The sequence below is a fragment of the Clostridium sp. 19966 genome (assembly GCF_032335695.1).
Taxonomy (GTDB): Bacteria; Bacillota; Clostridia; order Clostridiales; family Clostridiaceae; genus JACTOJ01.
The window spans coordinates 1-20,957 of record NZ_JACTOJ010000041.1; the positions used below are offsets into that span (position 1 = coordinate 1).

At 33.1% G+C, this 20,957-nt stretch carries 18 protein-coding genes, 2 tRNA genes and 1 rRNA gene; 4 read left to right on the plus strand and 17 right to left on the minus strand.

Annotated features, from left to right (window positions below; genetic code table 11):
* Positions 1-395 precede the first annotated feature (395 nt).
* Positions 396-803 carry a secondary thiamine-phosphate synthase enzyme YjbQ gene (locus IAI10_RS22955; protein ID WP_315675653.1) on the plus strand — a complete coding sequence of 136 codons (408 nt, stop codon included), beginning with the start codon at positions 396-398 and terminating at the stop codon, positions 801-803.
* Between the two features lie 145 nt (positions 804-948).
* On the opposite strand, the gene IAI10_RS22960 is transcribed toward IAI10_RS22955, so the two are convergent.
* The 9 genes from IAI10_RS22960 to IAI10_RS23000 all read right to left on the minus strand — a co-directional run bounded on the left by IAI10_RS22960 (position 949) and on the right by IAI10_RS23000 (position 6,779).
* The gene (locus IAI10_RS22960) at positions 949-1,539 is read right to left on the minus strand and encodes an ATP-dependent Clp protease proteolytic subunit (RefSeq protein ID WP_315675654.1); all 591 of its coding nucleotides are present in this window, start codon (positions 1,537-1,539) and stop codon (positions 949-951) included.
* 92 nt (positions 1,540-1,631) lie between these two features.
* Positions 1,632-2,042: an AraC family transcriptional regulator gene (locus tag IAI10_RS22965; RefSeq protein WP_315675655.1), complete on the minus strand. Its 411-nt coding sequence runs from the start codon at positions 2,040-2,042 to the stop codon at positions 1,632-1,634.
* A gap of 152 nt (positions 2,043-2,194) precedes the next feature.
* Positions 2,195-2,848, minus strand: a complete 654-nt coding sequence (locus tag IAI10_RS22970; protein WP_315675656.1) for an ABC-2 transporter permease — start codon at positions 2,846-2,848, stop codon at positions 2,195-2,197.
* A complete protein-coding gene (locus IAI10_RS22975) occupies positions 2,841-3,707 on the minus strand; it encodes an ABC transporter ATP-binding protein (protein WP_315675657.1) in 867 nt (288 codons plus the stop codon). The genes IAI10_RS22970 and IAI10_RS22975 overlap by 8 nt, the downstream gene beginning before the upstream one ends.
* Before the next feature lie 15 nt (positions 3,708-3,722).
* Positions 3,723-4,100, minus strand: a complete 378-nt coding sequence (locus tag IAI10_RS22980; protein WP_315675658.1) for a GntR family transcriptional regulator — start codon at positions 4,098-4,100, stop codon at positions 3,723-3,725.
* 172 nt (positions 4,101-4,272) lie between these two features.
* Positions 4,273-4,348, minus strand: a tRNA-Ala gene (locus IAI10_RS22985).
* Positions 4,349-4,351: 3 nt separating this feature from the next.
* Positions 4,352-4,428, minus strand: a tRNA-Ile gene (locus tag IAI10_RS22990).
* Between the two features lie 3 nt (positions 4,429-4,431).
* Positions 4,432-4,548: ribosomal RNA gene (rrf, locus tag IAI10_RS22995) — 5S ribosomal RNA — on the minus strand.
* Between the two features lie 179 nt (positions 4,549-4,727).
* Positions 4,728-6,779, minus strand: a complete 2,052-nt coding sequence (locus IAI10_RS23000) for a penicillin-binding transpeptidase domain-containing protein (protein WP_315675659.1) — start codon at positions 6,777-6,779, stop codon at positions 4,728-4,730.
* Between the two features lie 285 nt (positions 6,780-7,064).
* Here IAI10_RS23000 and cls point away from each other — a divergent pair, with 285 nt between their 5' ends.
* Positions 7,065-8,489, plus strand: coding sequence for a cardiolipin synthase (gene cls / locus IAI10_RS23005; RefSeq protein ID WP_315675660.1), 1,425 nt, complete (start codon positions 7,065-7,067; stop codon positions 8,487-8,489).
* A gap of 90 nt (positions 8,490-8,579) precedes the next feature.
* Here cls and IAI10_RS23010 read toward each other — a convergent pair whose 3' ends face one another.
* On the minus strand, positions 8,580-9,029 hold the full coding sequence (locus IAI10_RS23010; protein ID WP_315675661.1) for a VanZ family protein: 450 nt from the start codon (positions 9,027-9,029) through the stop codon (positions 8,580-8,582).
* A 157-nt stretch (positions 9,030-9,186) separates the two neighbouring features.
* Between IAI10_RS23010 and IAI10_RS23015 the strand changes: the two genes are divergently transcribed.
* A complete protein-coding gene (locus IAI10_RS23015; protein ID WP_315675662.1) occupies positions 9,187-9,780 on the plus strand; it encodes a uracil-DNA glycosylase in 594 nt (197 codons plus the stop codon).
* 35 nt (positions 9,781-9,815) lie between these two features.
* Here the strand turns inward: IAI10_RS23015 and IAI10_RS23020 are convergent, their stop codons facing one another.
* The 4 genes from IAI10_RS23020 to IAI10_RS23035 are packed head-to-tail and all read right to left on the minus strand — an operon-like array spanning position 9,816 to position 16,036.
* Entirely contained in the window at positions 9,816-12,245 is a 2,430-nt protein-coding gene (locus tag IAI10_RS23020) for a glycogen/starch/alpha-glucan phosphorylase (RefSeq protein WP_315675663.1), read from the minus strand.
* Between the two features lie 51 nt (positions 12,246-12,296).
* Complete coding sequence (gene glgA / locus IAI10_RS23025; RefSeq protein ID WP_315675664.1) at positions 12,297-13,730, minus strand: glycogen synthase GlgA; 1,434 nt, start codon at positions 13,728-13,730, stop codon at positions 12,297-12,299.
* Between the two features lie 27 nt (positions 13,731-13,757).
* Positions 13,758-14,876 carry a glucose-1-phosphate adenylyltransferase subunit GlgD gene (glgD, locus tag IAI10_RS23030; RefSeq protein ID WP_315675665.1) on the minus strand — a complete coding sequence of 373 codons (1,119 nt, stop codon included), beginning with the start codon at positions 14,874-14,876 and terminating at the stop codon, positions 13,758-13,760.
* 14 nt (positions 14,877-14,890) lie between these two features.
* A complete protein-coding gene (locus IAI10_RS23035) occupies positions 14,891-16,036 on the minus strand; it encodes a glucose-1-phosphate adenylyltransferase (RefSeq protein ID WP_315675666.1) in 1,146 nt (381 codons plus the stop codon).
* A gap of 499 nt (positions 16,037-16,535) precedes the next feature.
* Between IAI10_RS23035 and IAI10_RS23040 the strand changes: the two genes are divergently transcribed.
* Complete coding sequence (locus IAI10_RS23040) at positions 16,536-18,380, plus strand: APC family permease (RefSeq protein ID WP_315675667.1); 1,845 nt, start codon at positions 16,536-16,538, stop codon at positions 18,378-18,380.
* A gap of 46 nt (positions 18,381-18,426) precedes the next feature.
* On the opposite strand, the gene IAI10_RS23045 is transcribed toward IAI10_RS23040, so the two are convergent.
* The 3 genes from IAI10_RS23045 to IAI10_RS23055 all read right to left on the minus strand — a co-directional run bounded on the left by IAI10_RS23045 (position 18,427) and on the right by IAI10_RS23055 (position 20,557).
* Positions 18,427-19,224, minus strand: coding sequence for a flagellar motor protein MotB (locus tag IAI10_RS23045; RefSeq protein ID WP_315675668.1), 798 nt, complete (start codon positions 19,222-19,224; stop codon positions 18,427-18,429).
* The gene (locus IAI10_RS23050; RefSeq protein ID WP_315675669.1) at positions 19,221-20,012 is read right to left on the minus strand and encodes a flagellar motor protein; all 792 of its coding nucleotides are present in this window, start codon (positions 20,010-20,012) and stop codon (positions 19,221-19,223) included. Before IAI10_RS23050 ends, IAI10_RS23045 begins: the two co-directional genes overlap by 4 nt.
* 287 nt (positions 20,013-20,299) lie before the next feature.
* A complete protein-coding gene (locus IAI10_RS23055) occupies positions 20,300-20,557 on the minus strand; it encodes an AbrB/MazE/SpoVT family DNA-binding domain-containing protein (RefSeq protein WP_315675670.1) in 258 nt (85 codons plus the stop codon).
* Positions 20,558-20,957: the final 400 nt, after the last annotated feature.

The following is a 20,957-nucleotide window of genomic DNA, read 5'->3' on the forward strand; positions in this document are numbered from 1 at the left end:
CGGTTTAATATATTCTCCATATTTATTATAGTTTATATATTTTAACTAATCTCTTTATACTTTCTTTTTCTATCTTTTTCGCCATTTTTAACATATTGATACACCAGGTTGTGTTTATAAAGATTTGCTGAAAATTCTACGTTTTTGAAGCAGGACAGTCAATTAGCTTATGCAGTGTCTAGGGCTATTGACTGTCCCGAAGAGTACTGACTCAAGTAATTTATAAATAAGAAAAAGTCAATTTTTTCTATAAATTTATAAAAAAATTTATTCCAGAAACAACCAGAACAGGTCTCAGCTTCGAAGCTTGAACTTCTAGTAGAGCCCTGTCCCCATTAAAAATATGCATTTTATATATGATATAATATATCTAAAGAGAAAGGAGGCATTTGCATATGAGCTCTAAAATTTATGATTTTCAGATACAAACAAAAAAATCCGATGAATTTATAAATATAACTAATGACATAAACAATATAATTGGGAAGAATGAAATCAAGGATGGTTTAGCAATTATTTTTTGCCCCCATACCACTGCTGGCATAACAATAAACGAAAATGCTGATCCTGATGTTGTTCGAGACATAATTTATGGATTAGATAAGATTTACCCTGTTCATGGTGACTATAAACATTTTGAGGGTAATTCTCACGCACATTTGAAAGCTTCCACTTTCGGTTTTAGTCAAACCTTAATAATTTCTAATGGTAAATTATTATTAGGTACATGGCAAGGCATATATTTTTGTGAATTTGATGGTCCCCGTATAAGAAAGGTTCATATCAAAATCATATCTTGTTAATAGCTAAATAAACACTTGTTTATCTAAGCAAAAACTAAAAGTAGATAATTAAGAGTTACTGGTTAAAAATAGAATGTAAATAAAATATAAAAAACAGCGCTGTAATCAATTTTGCGCTGTTTTCTTATTTAGTCAATGTAAACTGCTATATATTTTTCTCCAATATATTGTCAATTATTCCATAGTCCTTAGCTTCTTCCGAAGACATAAAGTTATCTCTTTCCATATCTCTTTCTAGCTTATCCAAGGGCTGCCCTGTTTTTTCATTATATATCTCAATAAATTTTCTTTTGGTAGCAAGTATCCTGTCTGCATATATTTTTATATCCGTGGCCTGCCCCTTTAGTCCTCCTGAAATAGATGGCTGATGAATCATTATTTCACTATTAGGAAGTGCATATCTTTTCCCTTTAGCTCCCGCAGCAAGTAACACAGATGCCATACTAGCTGCCATACCTATACATATAGTAGACACATCACATCTTACATACTGCATAGTATCATATATGGCAAGCCCTGCTGTAGTTGATCCTCCAGGACTATTTATATAAAAAATTATATCCTTATCTGGATCTTGTGATTCTAAGAAAATTATCTGAGCTATTATAATACTTGCAGTAGCATCATTTATTTCATCACTTAAAACTATAATTCTATCCTTCAAAAGTCTTGAATAAATGTCGTAAGATCTTTCTCCGTGGTTAGTCTGTTCAATAACTACTGGAACGTAACTCATACTATCACCTCTCACTCTTAAATCAGACCATGTTTTAAGAAAATTAAGCATTGAAAATAAGCCTCACTTAAAACAGAGCCTTGAATTAGAACTTAAGCCGCCATGAAAATAGAGCTTTCCATTGATGGTTTTATATCCTTTGAGCTGATTGCGCTATACTTTTTATATAATAGAATTTTCCCTTCATTCTTTCTAAATTCCTTAGGAGATACCTGAAACATTTTCTTAAAGGCTCTTGTAAAAGCTTCTTGTGAACCAAATTGATACCTTAATGCTATATCTAAGATCTTATCCTTGCTTTCAAGTAAATCCTTAGCAGCTTCGCTTAGCCGCCTCTTCCTTATATATTCCATAACCGCTTCTCCTACTAGTGCATGAAAGATTCTATGATAATAATATTTAGAAAGAAAAGCCTTTTTTGATAACTCCTCCAGCTCTATTTTTTCTGTCAGGTTTTTCTCAATGTAATCAACCGATTCCTGAATCCTATGGCTATAATCCATATGGCAAACCTCCATTCATAAAAGCTATATATAAATTATATATAATTCCAGTACTACTTTCTTGACATTCTTTGCTTTTTTATTTGTGTTAGTGTTAGATTATATTTTACATCAGTGATGATTTTTAAGACTGCTTTAAAACACGGCTTTTTCTACAAATCTTTTGCTTTATAGATTCTTATAGAAATCCAAATTGATATAATTAAGATAATTAATACTATAGCTATAGCTAATGAATAAAGTATTGCTTGAGGTGCTGACGATATATTCACCAATACTGATGCAAATTTATTTGACTTTACTATTTCTTCTATAAACATTGGACCAAAAAAGCCTGCAAAAAATATTGCTACAAGAAAAAACTGCGATTTTGCATATCCTAGCTTAAAATATATAGGATAATAAACAGCGGAACCAATTGCTATTATTATAACGCCAATCATTATATAAGAAAGCTTTATTTCGCCATTTATACGCACTATATTTGATATTCCTAATACATAGAAGCTGAGTAATACTTCACAAATCCCCATGATAAAGAATGCAAAAGAAGTTATATATTTTGCCACCACTAGGTCTTCTCTATTTATAGGGATACTGCAAAATAATATTTGAGAGTTATTCTTATCGTCGTAATTACACGCATTCATCATTAATAGATATGTTATCATTATAGGTATTGCTAAATAAATTACATAGCTTGGCATTTTAGATGAAAACATGAAGGTATAAGCTAACGCTAAAAGTAAGGATATTAATATATTTTTCTTCTGTATCAAAAAATCCTTAAACACTAAATTATACATTTTTCTTCCCCCTAACCGTATAAACCATTATATCTTCTAGGTTGGCTGGCTCAAATAATACTTTATCTCTGTATCTACGTTTTATCTTATTTATATTATTAGTCAAAGCTTCGAAGCCATAGCTTCCTCTCCTTATGCTAATAAAGTCTTCCTCTTCTTCAGAGCTTAAAAGTGAATTATCTCCTTTCACTATCCCGTAGCTTTCAAGTATATTATCCTTAGTATCAGAAAATACCAAATCCCCTTTATTTATAAACGTGATATAATCTGCTATCTTTTCAAGATCAGTGGTAATATGTGTAGAGAAAAATATAGCCTTATTTTCGTTTTGAATTATTTCATAAAGTATATCCAGCATCTCTCTTCTAAATACAGGATCTAATCCTGAAGTTGGCTCATCCATTATAATTAAATCCGCATCATGGGATAAAGCTATAGCCAGAGAATATTTCATTTTCATTCCTTTTGAAATCTCTTTAATTTTCTTGTCTTTAGGCAAATTAAAATCAGATATATATTTATGAAAAGTTTCATCACTCCACTTGCTATAAAAAGGTGCTATTAGTCTTTTCATCTCAAGTAAAGTCAATTCTTCATAAAAGTAGTTTTCATCATAAACTAGACCGATCCTCTGCTTGATCTTCTTTTCGGCCTGCACATTATCCATACCAAATATTTTTATATCGCCTGAGTTTTTCTTAACCAGATTCATTATAAGCTTTATTGTAGTGCTTTTACCTGCACCGTTTGGTCCTATAAAACCCATGATATATCCTTTTTCAAGTTTAAAACTCAAGTTGTTAAGTTTAAAGCCTTTGTACTCTTTAGTTAAATTATTAACCTCCAAAATATTTTCCATAGTAACCTCCACAAATTAATCCTCATTATTATATAAAATCTCTAGCATTTCTTTTATATTATCCAAGCTTAAATTTAAAAGCTTGCTCTCCTCTATAGCTTCCATAAGCTTTTCCTCTATAAGATTCATCCTTTTTTCCCTAAGAAGCTCCTTGTTTTGCTCAGTCACATATGAGCCTTTCCCTGGAACCGTATATATAAAGCCTTCCCTCTCTAATTCCTCATATGCCCTTTTGGTTGTTATAACACTTATCTTGAGCTCCTGAGCCAAGCTTCTTATGGATGGAAGCAACTCACCTTCCATTATGTCCCCACTAAATATTAGGTTTTTTAATTGATTAGTTATCTGTTCATATATGGGTTCTCCTGATGAATTTGAAATTAATATTCTCATTGCTTTCTCCTTTGCAAAAGAGTCTGTACGCCGTATATGTACAGTATATACAGTTAGACATTACTATGTCAAGTAAAAAATAATTTTGGGGTTCTTAAACCTATAATATCTTAAACTATTTAATATTTTACAAAACGAAAAAACCATGAACTAAAAGTTCATGGTTTTTATTTGGTGGAGATTAAGGGATTCGAACCCTTGACCCCCTGCGTGCAAGGCAGGTGCTCTCCCAGCTGAGCTAAACCCCCAAATGGTGGACCTTCAGGGACTCGAACCCCGGACCGACCGGTTATGAGCCGGTTGCTCTAACCAACTGAGCTAAAGATCCATTACCTGGCAACGTCCTACCCTTCCACCCAGTCTCCCGGGCAGTACTCTTGGCGATACAGCGTTTAACCATCGTGTTCGGAATGGAAACGGGTGTAACAGCTGTTCCATAACCACCAGATACACATAATCCATCTCTAACGGATTACAAAGTTTATTATAATTAGATTAATTTAAACTGTCAACAATTTTTTATAAAATTATTCAAATTTCTTCGCAGCCTATATCAATATGAAAAATAGAAATTGCCGCATAATTTTTATAGCTCTGCGGCAATTTATTATTGATAAAGACTCCCTGCTATTTAACCCTGTCATCTATTATTCTCTTAACAATAGGAACAACATAATGACTTTCTCCTCTGTTTTTAACATTTTGTATCATCATAGCTATAGCAAAACTTGGATTATCCGTATTCATGGCAACAAACCAGCCATTCTCTTCTGCATTCTTGTCATTTTGATTTTGCTTTAATTCAGGAGTTCCAGTTTTACCAAGTATTTTTACTCTTCCAGCAGGATTTGTATAAGCTGTTCCCGCAGGATTTTCCACGACTTGCGTCAAATCATCTGTAAGTGTCTTTACATAAGTAGGATCTATAGCCTTCTCCTTCCAAACCTTAGGAGTTACTTGCCCTTTTAGTTCTAACACTGGTGTCATCATATCTCCATTGTTAGCAAGGGAACTATAGATAAGTGCTAAGTTAATAGGACTTAGCAAGACTTCTCCTTGACCATACCCTGTATCAGCAATAAGTTCATCTGAGGTCAGCCCTTTATTGGATAATTGAGATTGTGCTATCGGGTAATCTATAGGTAGCTTTTCTCCTATTCCAAAGTTTTTAGCTTCACTTTCAAACTTGTCTTTGCCTATGTTAAGAGCAGCCATAGCAAAATAAATATTGTGTGAATACACATATGCATCCTGAAGATTCATAGGTCGTCCTGGATCCTCAAGTGTAGTAACCACATGACTTCCCCAACTTTTATCCTTTTGCCAGGAGGTACCCTTTATATCTATTTTATCATCAGCTTTTATTGCTCCGGTTTTTAAGCCTATAGCACCAGTAACTAACTTGAAGGTAGATCCTGGAGAATAAACCGCCTTGAACCTATTATTGAAAGGATCTTTATCTCCTGCATTCTTCCATGCAGTGCTGACGCTGTCTGGTATGTATGTAGAAAATAAATTGGAATCATAGGATGGTGAGCTTACAAGCGCCAAGATTTCTCCGGTTTTAGGATTTATAGCTGCAGAAGCTCCAGCATCATTTTTCATCTCACTATATATCTTCTGCTGAGTATCAAAATCTACTGCTATAGTTATGTCTTCTCCATCTTTGGCATCTTTCTTAGCTATTACCTCTTTAGATGCGTCATCAGTTTTCCCATCCTTAGCTATATAGATTTCACCGCCTTTTTGCCCCCTAAGCCTCTTCTCATAAACCTGTTCTAAGCCAGCTTTTCCTATCTTATCCTGAGCAGTGTAGCCTTCTCCGGTGTGAGCCTTTAATTCTTCGGCAGTTATAGCTCCAGTATATCCAATGAGACTTCCAAAAGCCTCTCCTCCAGGATATATTCTGCCCTGTACCTTCATATACTGAACACCATCTATGGCTGTAAGCTTAGTTGCTTTATCTTTATCATCAGCAGATAAAGTAACAAGCGGTATATAATTACTGGAACTGCCTGCATTTTTAAGCTTACTATTTATTGTGTCCTGAGAAATTCCAAGAATTTGAGCTATCTCAGGTACAGCCTTATCCTTTACAGTATTAAATTTGCTAGGTATTATAATGATTGAATTCAAGGTACCATTTGTAGCTAATGCCTTTCCATTTCTATCTAGTATTTGTCCTCTCTTGGCACTTGTTACATTTACTTTTACTTTATCGTTATCACCCAAATTCGGGAAAATAAGTTTTTGATTCCAGTCAACTGTCCAAGTTTCCTTATCATTAACCTTTTCTTCCTTAAGCTTCATATCATATTTTGATACCTGAACACTGCCTGCTAATGTGTCCATGTTCACTGAAAATGGTATGTCCGCTTGATTGTTCTCACCTTTTATGTCATCTATATTACCATATTTAACTTTTATATTAGCAGCTTCTATTCCATTATAAATATTTTGATATCTCTTAACAAAATCATCTTGGGATATTTTCTTTTTGGCATCTGCAGATAATAGATTATACATTCCTTTAAAGTCTTGTTTTTCCCAAACCTTTTGATACGCCTTAAAGGTTTCAGCTGGTTTAACTTTAGGTCTTGAAGATAAAACCACCACTGCCAAACCTACTGCGATTACTGCCAATACTCCTCCAGCAATAAATAGCTTTTTGCCCTTCACTCTCTCCACTCCTTATATATAATTTAATTAAGCTTTAAGCAAAATTTTATATTTAAACTAACAAAAATTCTTAGAATCCTTAAAGCTTTTTGGTGAAATAATTATTTACACTATCAATCATGTACCTTCATTATATCATCTACTAGAGGTTAATTATACCACATATTCTATTTAAAAACATATATTCCTCCAAAACAAGAAGGGTTAAATTAATTAACTTTCATTGACAGAGCAATAATATAATGAAATACTTTTATCATAGTAATTTTGTTGGAGGTATATCTTATGAATATTATTTTTTATATAGGCTTCTTTATTTATGCCGCTTTTTCTATTTCTCTTATTATTTTAGAAAGAAAAAAGCCTGAAAAAACAATAGCTTGGTTGCTGATTTTTATAATAATACCTCCTTTGGCTATAGTGTTATACGTATTTTTGGGTAGAAATTGGAAAAGACATAAATTAAGAGCAAATTTTTCTCCTGATATGCAAGAGCTGATATTTAGTGCAATAAACAAGCTTTCTGATATGGAATATTTCCCTTTAATAGAACTTCTAGCCAACAACAGTGAATCTCCCTTATTTGTTAGCAATGAAGTTAAAATATTTAATAATGGCGAAGAGAAATTTAAAGCGTTAAAAAAAGAGCTAAAAAGGGCTAAACATCACATTCATATGGAATACTATATAGTAAATAGTGATGGCATAGGAAACGAAATAAAAGATATACTCATACAAAAATCCAATGAAGGGGTTAAAGTTCGCTTTATTATGGATAGAGTGGGCGCCATTCGAGTTAAAAAGAGCTTTTTGAAAGAAATGAGAGCAGCAGGAATAGAAATAGTACAGTACTCTTATTTTCTAGCTCCTTTATTAAGAGCCATTAATACTCAGATTAATTATAGAAATCATAGAAAAATTGTTGTAATCGATGGTGAAGTAGGCTTTGTGGGAGGCATAAACATAGGTGATGAATATTTAGGGAAAGGTAAACTTGGCTTTTGGAGAGACACCCACTTAATGGTAAAGGGCGATTTTGTCCTAGGCCTGCAGGCTGTCTTTATAGATGATTATATTACTATAAGAGAAGCCGATAAGAAAACATCTTTTCACGGAGAAGACTTTAAGGATTATTTTAAAGCTGTAGACGGAAACGGCAATAAACTTATGCAGCTTATAAAGAGTGGACCAGATTCAAGATATCCCTCCATTGAACAGGCTATCATGAAAATGATAACTATGGCAAGAGATCACATATATATAACTACACCATATTTTGTACCTAGTGATGATATATTGGAGGCTATACGAATTGCTTCCCTAGGAGGAATAGATGTAAAAATTTTATTTCCTGGCTCCTATGATCATGTTATTGTACATTATGCCTCTAGAACTTATCTTGCAGATTTAGCTAAATCCGGAGCTGAAATTTACCTTTATGATGATAAGGCTTTCGTTCATGCAAAAGTGGTTACAATAGATGGAAAGGTGAGCACAGTTGGCACTGCCAATATGGATATAAGGAGCTTTGAACTTAACTATGAAATCAATGCTTTAATATATGATAAAGAGGTAACCGAAGAATTAGAAACACAGTTTATGAACGATTTAAGCTTAAGCCAAAAGGTGAATGTGGATGATTATGATAGAATTCCTATCCATACTGCCCTTTTGGAGGGATTTTCCAGGATATTTTCTTCTTTATTATAAGGTTCTGTTTTAAACCAGTGTTGATCTTTACACTGATTTAAAACTTCCTTTAGTTCGGGAGGATATGTTCTCCAAAACATAGTTCAGAGATTACTTATTATATACCTTTACAGATTTTTTCCATAATAAAAACAAGTATGTTAAGCACATAGAAACTGCTCCTCCTGAAGTATCGATGAGCACATCTCTGAATTTAGCTGTTCTTCCAGGAATAAATATCTGATGAAATTCATCTGTGCAAGCATATAAAAAAACTCCTAAAAGTGATAGCAGAAATAGTTTTTTCCCTGTATATCCGTCTCTCATCACATTAAATATTAAAATATACAATATAAAATACTCTGAAAAATGAGCGGCTTTTCTTACTAAAAAATCAGCCATGTTCCCAAAAACAGACTCCATATTCAAGCCTAATTTATCAAATATGTATATGACAAAGTGACTATTCCCGTCTGATACCACTGCTGGCTGATTGGAAAACATAAATATTAAAATCAGCCAAATAATTAATAGAAAAAGCTTTATTCTTCGTTTATCCATGTTGCTTCCTTCCGCATAAAAATGTTTTATATTATTCTACTCCGTAAAATCATATGGAACAACACTTATATTAACTTTTTGTATGAAAAATAATATTTATATGGCATAATACAAGTAATAAAATTACCTATTTGCGGCTAAAAAGGAGATTTTAATTATGAAATACACTGAGATTATAGAAAAAATAAAATATATAGCTGAGAATTATAAAGAGGAACCCACTGGCGGATGGATAACTGGCGATGGACCAATTCCTGCAGATATAATGTTCGTTGGAGAAGCGCCTGGTAAAACTGAGATTGAACAGGGAAAGCCTTTTGTCGGCATGGCCGGAAAAACCTTCGAAGGATATTTGAAAACCATAGGAATCGAAAGAAAAGATATAAGAATAACCAACAGCTGCTTTTTTAGACCTATAAAAATAAAAGAAGGCAAAAATGGCAGGGAAAGCGTAAGCAATAGAACTCCAAAAACCTCAGAGGTGGAGCTCTTCAGAAGTGTACTGGACGAGGAAATACTTCTAGCAAACCCTAAAATCATAGTAACCTTAGGGAATATACCTCTTAAAAGGCTTACTGATTTCAAAAGCATAGGAGACTGTCATGGAAGTCTAGTTTTCAATGACAGTCTGAAAAAATATGTATTTCCAATGTATCACCCTTCTGCACTTACATATAACAGAAATGAAGCCTTTAAAAATATGTATGAAGAAGATTGGCAAAAGCTAGGGAAAGCTCTTAAAGAAGTATAAAAAGTGGCTTTTGCCACTTTTTAATTTCAAACATACTATAATATTATACAAGGCTTGGTATTCCATATATTTTTTGAGTATTCCATAATGGTATGATCGCTGGCAAATACTCCTGAATTAGCAATATTAGATATGCACATTTCATTCCATTTAGCTCTATTCTTATATAGCTCATCCACTCTATTTTGTGCATTTACATAGGAATCAAAGTCTTTAAGAACAAAATACTCATCATTCTGATAAAGCAAAGAATCATATATCATTCTAAACTCGCTAGGTGACACCCCAAGAGAGCCATCTATTAAGGAATCTATAATTTTTTTAAGTCTCACATCATTATTATAGCATTCCATAGCTGAATAGCCGCCATTTTTATAATAATTCAGTACTTCATAATCCCTCATTCCAAATATTACGATGTTATCGTCGCCAACCTCGTCCTTAATTTCTATATTGGCTCCATCTAATGTGGCTATTGTAACTGCACCATTCATCATAAACTTCATATTACTTGTTCCTGAAGCTTCTTTTGTGGTAGTGGATATCTGCTCGCTTAAATCCGCAGCAGGTATTATCTTTTCAGCCAAGGATACTCTATAATTCTCTAAAAATACAATCTTTATTTTACCTTTTATGGACATGTCGTTATTAATCTTATTAGCCACTGTATTTATAAGTTTTATGATTTGCTTTGCTAGATAATATCCTGGAGCTGCCTTAGCACCAAATAAGAAAGTTCTTGGAACTATATCTAAATCTGGATTTTCCTTCAGCCTATTATAGAGATCCATTATATTAAACAAGTTCATAAGCTGCCTTTTATAAGCATGAAGCCTCTTAACTTGTACATCAAATATAGAATTAGGATCAACATCTATGTTATAGTGATTTTTAATATAATTTGAGAAATCTATTTTATTGTCAAGCTTAACTTGGGCTATTTTTTCTTGAAAATTCTTATCCTTAGAATAACTCATAAGTCTTCTAAGCTCAGTAGGCATATATATCCATTTTGTGCCTATAGCACTTGAAACTACTTTGGTAAGTCCTGGATTAGCCTGAATCAGCCATCTTCTGTGAGTTATTCCATTAGTTTTATTGTTAAATTTGTCCGGAAAATAATTATAAAAATTAGAAAGCTCCTGTTTTTTCAATATCTCTGTATGAAGCTTTGCCACACCGTTTACTGAATGACTTCCAACTATGGCCAAATGCGCCATCCTAACAGTTCCATCCTGCACAATAGCCATATTTCTTATTCTCTGCTCATCATTAGGATACTTTGCTCTCAGCTCTTCAATAAATCTTCTATTTATTTCTTCAACTATCATATATATTCTTGGAAGAATTTTTTTAAACATGTCTACAGACCATTTTTCAAGAGCCTCGGAAAGTATAGTATGATTTGTATATGCCATAGTATGAGTTGTTATTCTCCATGCTTCATCCCAAGACATGCCTTCCTCATCTACAAGAATTCTCATAAGTTCTGCCACAGCTACGGAAGGATGAGTGTCATTAATATGAATTGCTATGTGTTCATCAAGTCTTTGCATAGGAAGGTTTAACTTTTTATAGCTTCTGATTATGCTTTGCATGCCTGCACTAACAAAAAAGTATTGCTGCTTCAATCTTAGTATTCGTCCCTCTACCTTAGAATCATCCGGATACAGTATCTGAGAAATAGATTCCACCCAAGATTTATATTCCACAGCCTTGCTGTAATCACCATTGCTGAAAGATGAAAAATCGAATTCTCTTCCAACTGGTTCAGCACTCCAAAGTCTCAAGGTATTCACGGTATTGTTTTTGTATCCTATTATGGGCATATCGTATGGCACTGCTATAATAGGCTCATAATTTTTGTGAACAAAGCTTAACTTATTGTTTTCATATTTTGTCTCTACTGTGCCTCCGAACCTTACCTCTACTGCTTTATTTTCTTTTCTTATTTCCCATATGTTGCCATCCTTCAGCCAGTTATCTGGTATTTCTACCTGGTAGCCATCTATGATTTTCTGTTCAAATAATCCATAGTTATATCTTATGCCGCAGCCATTACCCGCAATTCCCAGGGAAGCCATAGAGTCTAAAAAACAGGCTGCCAGCCTTCCAAGGCCTCCATTTCCAAGCCCAGCATCTGTTTCCTGGTCTTCTAATTCCTTTAAATCAATTCCAAGCTCCTTTAAAGCTTTTTCGCACACATCCTGTATGCCTAGATTTATAAGGTTACTCATCAGAAGTCTTCCTATTAAAAACTCCATAGAGAAATAATATACCTGCTTTTCTTGCTTTTCTACATACTGCTTTCTTGTTTTCACTATATTTTCTGCTGCATATTCCTTAATTAGAGCTGCCAGTGCCTGATATTTATGTAGCTCAGATGACTCTTCTACATCTTCTGAAAACATAGTGGTGATTTTCTTTTTATAATCTCTTTTAAACGTTTCTTTATCTATATACATAACAGTCACCTCTAGTATTTTTCTGAATATTCATGATATTACGATAATATTCTACATCATGCTATTATAAAGTTCAACATATTTATTGGCTGATTTACTCCAGCTATTATCTTCCCACATAGCCGTTCTCACCAAACTGTTCCATATCTTTTTCTCATCGTAGTAATAATGAACAGCTCTCTGAATTGTATACAGCATATCGTGAGCATTATAATTAGAGAAAGAGAAACCATTACCTTCCCCAGTAAATTCGTTATATGGATGTACGGTATCCTTAAGTCCTCCTGTTTCTCGCACTATGGGCAGACTTCCATATCTTAGTGATATTAACTGCCCTATACCGCAGGGTTCAAATTGGGAAGGCATAAGAAACATATCGGAGGAAGCATATATCATCTTTGATAAGTCATTGCTGAAAAATATATTTGCAGACATTTTATTAGGATACTTCCATGCGAAATATCTAAACATATCCTCGTAAGCCCTGTCACCAGTTCCAAGAACTACAAGCTGAAGTTCCATCTTCAATATATCTTCCATAACACAAGCTACTAAGTCCAATCCTTTTTGATCTACAAGTCGAGTTACCATACCTATCATAGGAATATTCTTATTAACAGCAAGACCAAGCTTGCTCTGAAGTACCTCTTTGTTTTTCAGCTTTTCTTCCAGCTTATCTCCATTAAAATTATAAGCTATTTCTCCATCTTTCTCTGGATTAAATATATCTGTATCTATACCGTTAACTATTCCCCATAAATCATAGGATCGATATCTTAACAGTCCGTCTAAATGCTCACCATAATATTCTGTCTTTATCTCTTCTGCATAAGTTGAGCTCACAGTGGTAATCCTATCTGCCATATTAAGTGCGCCTTTCATAAATGAAATGGCATCATAAAACTTCATTTTATCCTCTTCGTAATAGTCTAACCCTAATCCTAAAAGGTCACCTAAGGTTTCTTTTCCGAAAACTCCTTGATACCTAAGATTATGTATAGTGAACACAGTCTTTATATTATTATAAGGATAATTCCATTGAAAGAAAGCCTTGTAAAGAGGTATTACCGCTGCCGTATGCCAATCATTGCAATGTATCACATCAGGTTTAAAATCTCCCATGTATCTTACAGCTTCTAAAATAGCCTTGGAGAAAAAAGCAAATCTTTCTCCATCATCATAGTACCCGTATATCCCATCTCTTTTGAAGTAATATTCATTATCTATAAAATAAAACGGAACACCGTCATATTCCATATATTCAAGGCCGCCATATTGATTTCTCCATCCTACCGGCACATTAAAGCTTGCTATATGCTGCATGGAATTTCTCATGTTTTCCGCTATGACACCATATTTAGGTATTATGACTCTGGCATCTACACCTATTTTTCTTAAAGCCTTAGGCAGAGCATAGGCTACATCCCCAAGCCCTCCAACCTTTATAAATGGATGTGACTCTGATGCTGCAAATAATATCCTCATATAATCACTCCTAAATTTATTTTTTTATTAATATTTTTTCCAAGCATCTACCTTCTCTATAACTAAAGGTATTTCCTCGTCGCCTTTAAGCACTTTCTCTTTTCCTATATTTATATTCTTATCCGTAATAATGTTTGAAAGCTGAGCATCTTCTTCAATAATACCATTTTGCATTATAATGCAGTTCTTCACTACAGCTCCCTTTTTAATTACAACTCTTCTGGATATAACACAATTTTCTACAGTTCCTTCGATTACGCATCCATTAGCTATAAGAGAATTTGATACTTTGCTTCCTTCGCAATATTTAGTGGGAGCCTCATCTTTAACCTTGGTAAATATAAGTCCATTATTAAAAAATAATTCCTTTATTACCTTCATATCAAGGCACTGCATATTGAATCTATAATAAGATTTAATGGAATTAATGCATTGCAGATATCCCTTAAATTCATATCCACCAACAGTATATTCTTTTAGACTTCTATAAATAGCATGTTTTATTTTTCTGCATATTCCTGTAGTTAAGCATTTATAAATAAGATCTATAAATAAACTTTTTTTCATTATATACATTTCCATACATATGTTTGCTTCATCATGAACGCCTATATTCTTTCCTGCGCTCAACACTCTTTTTTCTTCATCCACATTCAAAATATCACAATCTATAAAATCAGTAGTGCAGTGAGCCGCCTTTTTATAAATGATAGTTACATCATTTCCCGACTCTTCATGGTATTCCACTGCCTTTTCATAATCTATATTGCATATCATATATGAACTTGCTAATATAATATTTTTCTCTTTGCTAAGTTGAAGATAATCAATATTATTTTTATACATATCAATATCTTCTATGGATGGATCTCCATATCCAAAATTAAATACGAACAGTCCGCCATTTTTTCTATCTAGGTCCCAAGGTCTTCCTCCGCTTAAGTGATCCACCAAGGATCTTGATTTGCTTTTAGTAAATACTCCTACATTCTGTATTCCGCTGTTCACCATATTAGAAAGTACAAAATCTATGACTCTATATCTTCCTGCCACTGGTATTGATGCTATAGTTCTATTTCTTGTTAAGTTTTGTATAAGCTCTTCAGTTTCATTTAAATTAAGTATACCCATGTAATCTTTTAGCATATTAAGCCTCCTCTCTACTCCACTATAGTGCCTTTTTTCAATTCATGTCCCTGTCCAATTAAAGTTATCTTTGATGGGCTACCTATTTTACAATCTTTTCTTATAATGCAATTAGATCCTATTATAGCTTTTTCTATAACCACATTATCACCTATTTTGGAATTAGGCATTACTACAGAGTCTATAATCCTAGAATTTTTTCCCACATATACTCCATGAAATAATACAGAATTTTTTACTTCTCCTAACACAAAACAGCCCTCCACTACTAATGCAGTTTCTACTTTTGCATCTGTTCCTATATATTGTGCTGGCCTTATGGGGTTAGCTGAATATATCTTCCAGTTATTATCATGTATGTCTAACTCATTATCATCTTTTATAAGATCCATATTGGCTTCCCAAAGGCTTTCTATCGTACCTACATCCTTCCAATATCCTTTAAAGGGATATGCAATTAATTTTTTTCCATCGTCAAGCATATTAGGTATTATATTTTTTCCAAAATCGTTGCTAGAGTTTTTATCATTTTCATCTTCGTGAAGATACTTCTTAAGAAGCTTCCAATTAAAAATATATATTCCCATAGAAGCCTTATTGCTTTTTGGTTTTTCAGGCTTCTCTTCAAATTCATACACCACATTCTCTTCATTTGTATTCATTATGCCAAATCTGCTGGCTTCCTCTATAGGTACTTCTATTACTGATATGGTGGCATCTGCTTTCTTTTCTTTATGATATTCTAACAGCTTTGAATAATTCATCTTATAAATGTGATCTCCGGATAATATAAGTACATATTCAGGATCATAGGAATCAACATATTCAATATTTTGATATATAGCATTGGCAGTCCCCTTATACCACTTACCTCCATTTTCTTCCATGTAAGGTGGCAATAAGCTTACGCCCCCATTTCTTCTATCCAAATCCCAAGGGCTTCCTATTCCTATATGAGAATTAAGTATAAATGGTTGATACTGCGTCAGCACTCCTACTGTATCTATTCCTGAGTTGGTACAATTACTGAGGGTAAAATCTATTATCCTATACTTTCCACCAAACGGAACTGCAGGCTTTGCTAATTTTTTGGTTAATAATTTTAATCTGCTGCCCTGACCACCAGCTAATATCATTGCTATCATTTCTTTCTTTGGCATGTTTTTCCCCCCTTATTATTCTGCTTTTATAATTTGAAAATTTATACTATATATATATACACTACCATTATATAATATTTTGAAATGTTTTAATATTCTAAAATATAATTATTTTTTATTTTATAGTTAACCATATTTTAACAAATTAGAAGGATACAGACAGCGTTTACATTGTACTTATGTTAATACTCCCTTTGCTAAAAAACACTTAATTAATAAAATTATATAAGAATAATAAGTTATTAAATATCAATTTATTAATTAAAATCGTTATTTATAAAAGAGATTTTTATCGAATACATAATTAACAAAACTTTTACATATTAATATTTTATAAACATATCTTTGCTTATCTAGGATAAGATTAAGGTTAATTTATACGTATACATTAGGAATAAATGCTTTAAATGAATAATTTAAGTCACATAATAAAATTGATATTATGTCCAAACATATTATAATTATTCTATCTGTCTAAGGAATTTAGGAGGTTAATCATATGATTAAAAAATTTTTAGATGCATTGATAGGTGAGCCTTTATCTAATGAGCAGCATGCTCAGGAAAAATATAATGTTCCTTTTGGCTTAGCTATTATGGCAAGCGACGCCATATCATCTGTTGCGTATGCCGCCGAAGAAATATTGTCAGTTTTAGTTGGTGTAATCGGCTTATTGGCATATACTTGGTTAGGTTATATTTCGTTAATGATAATAGGATTATTACTCATTTTAACTATTTCTTATATACAAATTATAAAAGCTTATCCTCAAGGTGGAGGAGCGTACATAGTTGCAAAAGAAAATCTAGGAGTTCATTCTGGACTAATTGCTGGAGCTGCTCTGCTGATAGATTACATATTGACAGTTGCAGTTAGCGCCAGTAGTGGTATAGCCGCTATTACTTCAGCATTTTCAGCACTTTATCCCTATAAGATACCTCTGGTTATCATACTTATTATTGTATTAACTATCCTTAATCTTAGAGGTGTTAGTGAATCTTCTAAAATATTCAGTATTCCGACCTATTTATTTATATTCAGTATGATTTTCATGATAATATTTGGATTAATTAAACATGCTTTGGGAATATCTTCGCCATCCATGTACACTATATCAATGAAAGCTAGCGGAGATATAAGCTTATTTTTAGTCTTAAGAGCTTTCTCACAAGGATGTTCTGCTCTTACTGGACTTGAAGCAGTAAGTAATTCTGTTCCAAATTTTAAGGATCCAGCTCAGAGAAACGCAAAAATAGTCATGGTATGTCTTTCTACCCTTATTTTATTTATATTTGGCGGTTCCTCATTACTTACAAGATTTTATCATGCTATACCTGGTGAACAGGCTACTGTGCTTTCACAATTGGCCTATGGTGTATTTAGTGGAAGAAGCTTTATGTTCTATTTAATACAATTCACTACTGCTGTTATATTATTCATGGCTTGTAATACAGCCTTTACAGGTTTTCCAATGCTCATGTATGTAGTAGGCAGAGATGGTTTTGCTCCAAGACAATTTACCACTCGTGGAAAGAGACTAAGCTTTTCAACCGGTATAGTTTCTCTTTCTTTCGTAGCTTGTATATTAGTAATATTGTTTGATGCAGATGTACATCTATTAGTTCCTTTATATTCAGTTGGTGTTTTCTTATCCTTTACCTTAGCTCAGACCGGAATGGTAATTCATTGGAGAAAGTGTAAAGACGCAGGTTGGAAAACTCGTTCTTTAATAAATGGATTTGGTGCAGTGGTAACATTGGTTACTACTATAATAATTGGAAGTATAAAATTTGATGAAGGCGCTTGGATTGTTATACTACTTATACCTATAATAGTTCTTATAATGCTGGCCATTAAAAAACATTACAATCTTGTAGCTGAAGATCTTAGAGTGACTAAAGAATATGTTCAGTCCCTAAACTTAGAAGCTAAATATAATCACATTTATGTAGTTCCTATAGCAAGTTTAAATAAAGCGGTTTTAGGTGCCCTACAGTACGCTAGGAGCTTGACACCGGATGTAATAGCTCTTAATGTATCTCCAGATAAAGATGCCCTTGAAAAGCTTAAAATTAAGTGGAGTGAATTAAATACTGATATACTGTTAGTAGCTAAATATTCACCCTATAGAGCTGTTATAAACCCTCTTATAAGTTACATAGATGCTATTGCTGATGCAGCTGCAGAAAACGAAAAAATAACAGTGCTGCTTCCACAATTTATAACCCATAAGTGGTATGGTCAGATTCTTCATAATCACACAAGTTTTATAATCAGAGAAACCATGCTTAGACATGAGAATGTAGTTATTTCTACTTTCCCATATCACCTGCATAAAGAATAAAAAATAACTCCTCTCCTTTAAATAATAAAGGCAGAGGAGTTATTTTTTATTTGCCATTTTCCAAAGAGTTATATTTGCTGCTTAGAACTACTATATCAATCCTTCTGTTTTTAGCTTTTCCATCTTCGCTATTGTTATCAGCTACTGGTCTAGTTTCTCCATAGAAACCACCTGATATTTTATTAGCATCAACTCCTGCTTTGTTGATTACAAGCTCTACTACATTTGTAGCACGAGCCGCTGATAATTGCCAGTTTGACTTGAATTTATTATTGCTTATAGGAACATTATCAGTATAACCTTCTACTCTCATATTGTTTCCCATTTGATTTAAAATCTTAGCTATGGTAATTATTTGATTTTCATATGCTGTTTTTACAGCATCTTGTCCTGAATCAAAAAACGCTGAATCTCTAAGACTGATTACAAGACCTCTTTCATTTATTTCTGTAGACACTACAGGCTGTAATCCATTATCTGCCATGTACTTATCAACCTGTTTTTTTAGTTCTTGTAATTTATCTTGTTCTGCTTTCTCTGCTGCAGCTGCAGCTTCTGCGGCTTTTTCTGCATCGCTTTTAACAGTTTTAGTTGTATTTGTAGTATTAGTTATGTTTCCTTTGTTGTTAGTAGATCCTGGTCCTGTATCCGATATGCTTATAACAGTGCTTCCTTTTCCCAAAGCACCTTTTAATGATTCTGATAAAGCTTTAAATTTAGCACTATCAACTGTACTAAGAGCGTACATAACAATAAAAAATATGGTAAGCAAAGTCATAAAGTCGGAATAGGGCAGAAGCCAACGTTCCTCATTTTCTTTTTCTTCCTCATGCTTTTTCTTCATTGTTCACTCCCCTTGCCAGCAGCCTCCAATTCAGCAACTTGCTTTTTGTCCAAAAATCCTTTTAATTTTTCAACTAATGTGTTAGGATTAGTTCCTGATTGTATAAGAAGTATTGCTTCCATCATAAGCGATTTTTCATTATACTCTATTGAATCCAAGGCCTTTAACTTATTAGCTATAGGCAGCCAAATTAAGTTTGCAGAAGATATACCATAAAGAGTAGCTATAAATCCTGAAGCTATTTTAGGCCCAAGAGTAGCTGGCTCACTCAAATCTGCAAGTATGTGTACAAGTCCCATAACAGTACCTATAATTCCCATAGTAGGAGCATATCCGCCTGCAGACGCAAATACAGCAGCTCCTTTTTTATGCCTCTCAGAAGTCATTTCAATATCCATCTCCAAGACTCCCTGAATAGTTTCCGGCTCAACTCCATCAACTACCAGCTGAAGACCTTTCTTAAGGAATGGATCTATATCACTAGTTAATACCTCTGATTCTATTGATAGCAGCCCATTCTTTCTTGTTTTATAAGATACATCTCTAAAAAATATTATCAATTCAACTAAGTTAACTTTTTTAGGTTTTAGCATAACTCCTATCATCTTAGGAGCTCTTTTAATTTCTGCTAACGGAAAGGACGCACCTACAGCACCCAGCGTTCCTCCAAAAACTATCATGGCTGGCGGCAATCCAAGAAGACCACTAAGTGCTCCACCTTCTAACAAGAATGCACCTATTAATGCGACAAAAGAAAATATCATAAAACCTATACTTGAAATATCCATAAACATCCCCCTACTAAGTCAAAAGTAACTTTATGTTATATATTTTATATTATCGTCGTTTTTTATAGATTCTTTATTACTTTCTTCAATCTTATTTAAATTGTACAATAATATTTTTTCCATATTTACTATATAACCTTATTTTTATGTTCTTCTTTTAAATCAGCATTGATTTTTACACTGATTTAAAACATTCCTTATAAAAATTAAAAGGGTTTAAGGATAGGCTGTATCTTGCCTATCCTTAAGCCCCATTTATACTTATTAAAGCAATAGAAATTAAATTTCTATTTTTCTGCAAATTCCTTATTAACTAACTCATCATAACATTCATCACAAATATATATTCCCCTAAACTTTCTTATGTTGTTAACATTGTTGCAAAATGTACAGCCTGGGGCATATTTTCTTAAATAAATTGATGTTTCATCATAAAAAATTTCTAATGAATCTCCTATTTTTATCATTAATTTATCCCTAGTTTCCTTAGGTATAACCACTCTTCCTAATTCATCTACATTTCTAACTATTCCTATAGATCTCATTTGCTTTTCCTCCAACTTCAAATAATTGTGTTTTGTCCATATAATATATATTACATTTTTTATCAATGTTTGCAAGCCATATATTTTCATAATATGTCAAATATCTGCTAAAAATTCGACATATTTCATCGTTTTTATGCTGTAATTCAACTATTTATTTGTATGCGGTAAAAATATGCTAATATTTTATTCATATTTTATTCCATAGTTAAGTTGGTATTAAACATTGTAAATGTAAAAAATTTTAGGACATTTTCTTTTTGGTATGTTTAAAGCATAAGCCTAAACTAAAAAAGCTACTAAGAATTAACTTAGTAGCTTTTAACCTGGCAACGTCCTACCCTCCCACCCAGTCACCCGGGCAGTACTCTCGGCGATACAGCGTTTAACCATCGTGTTC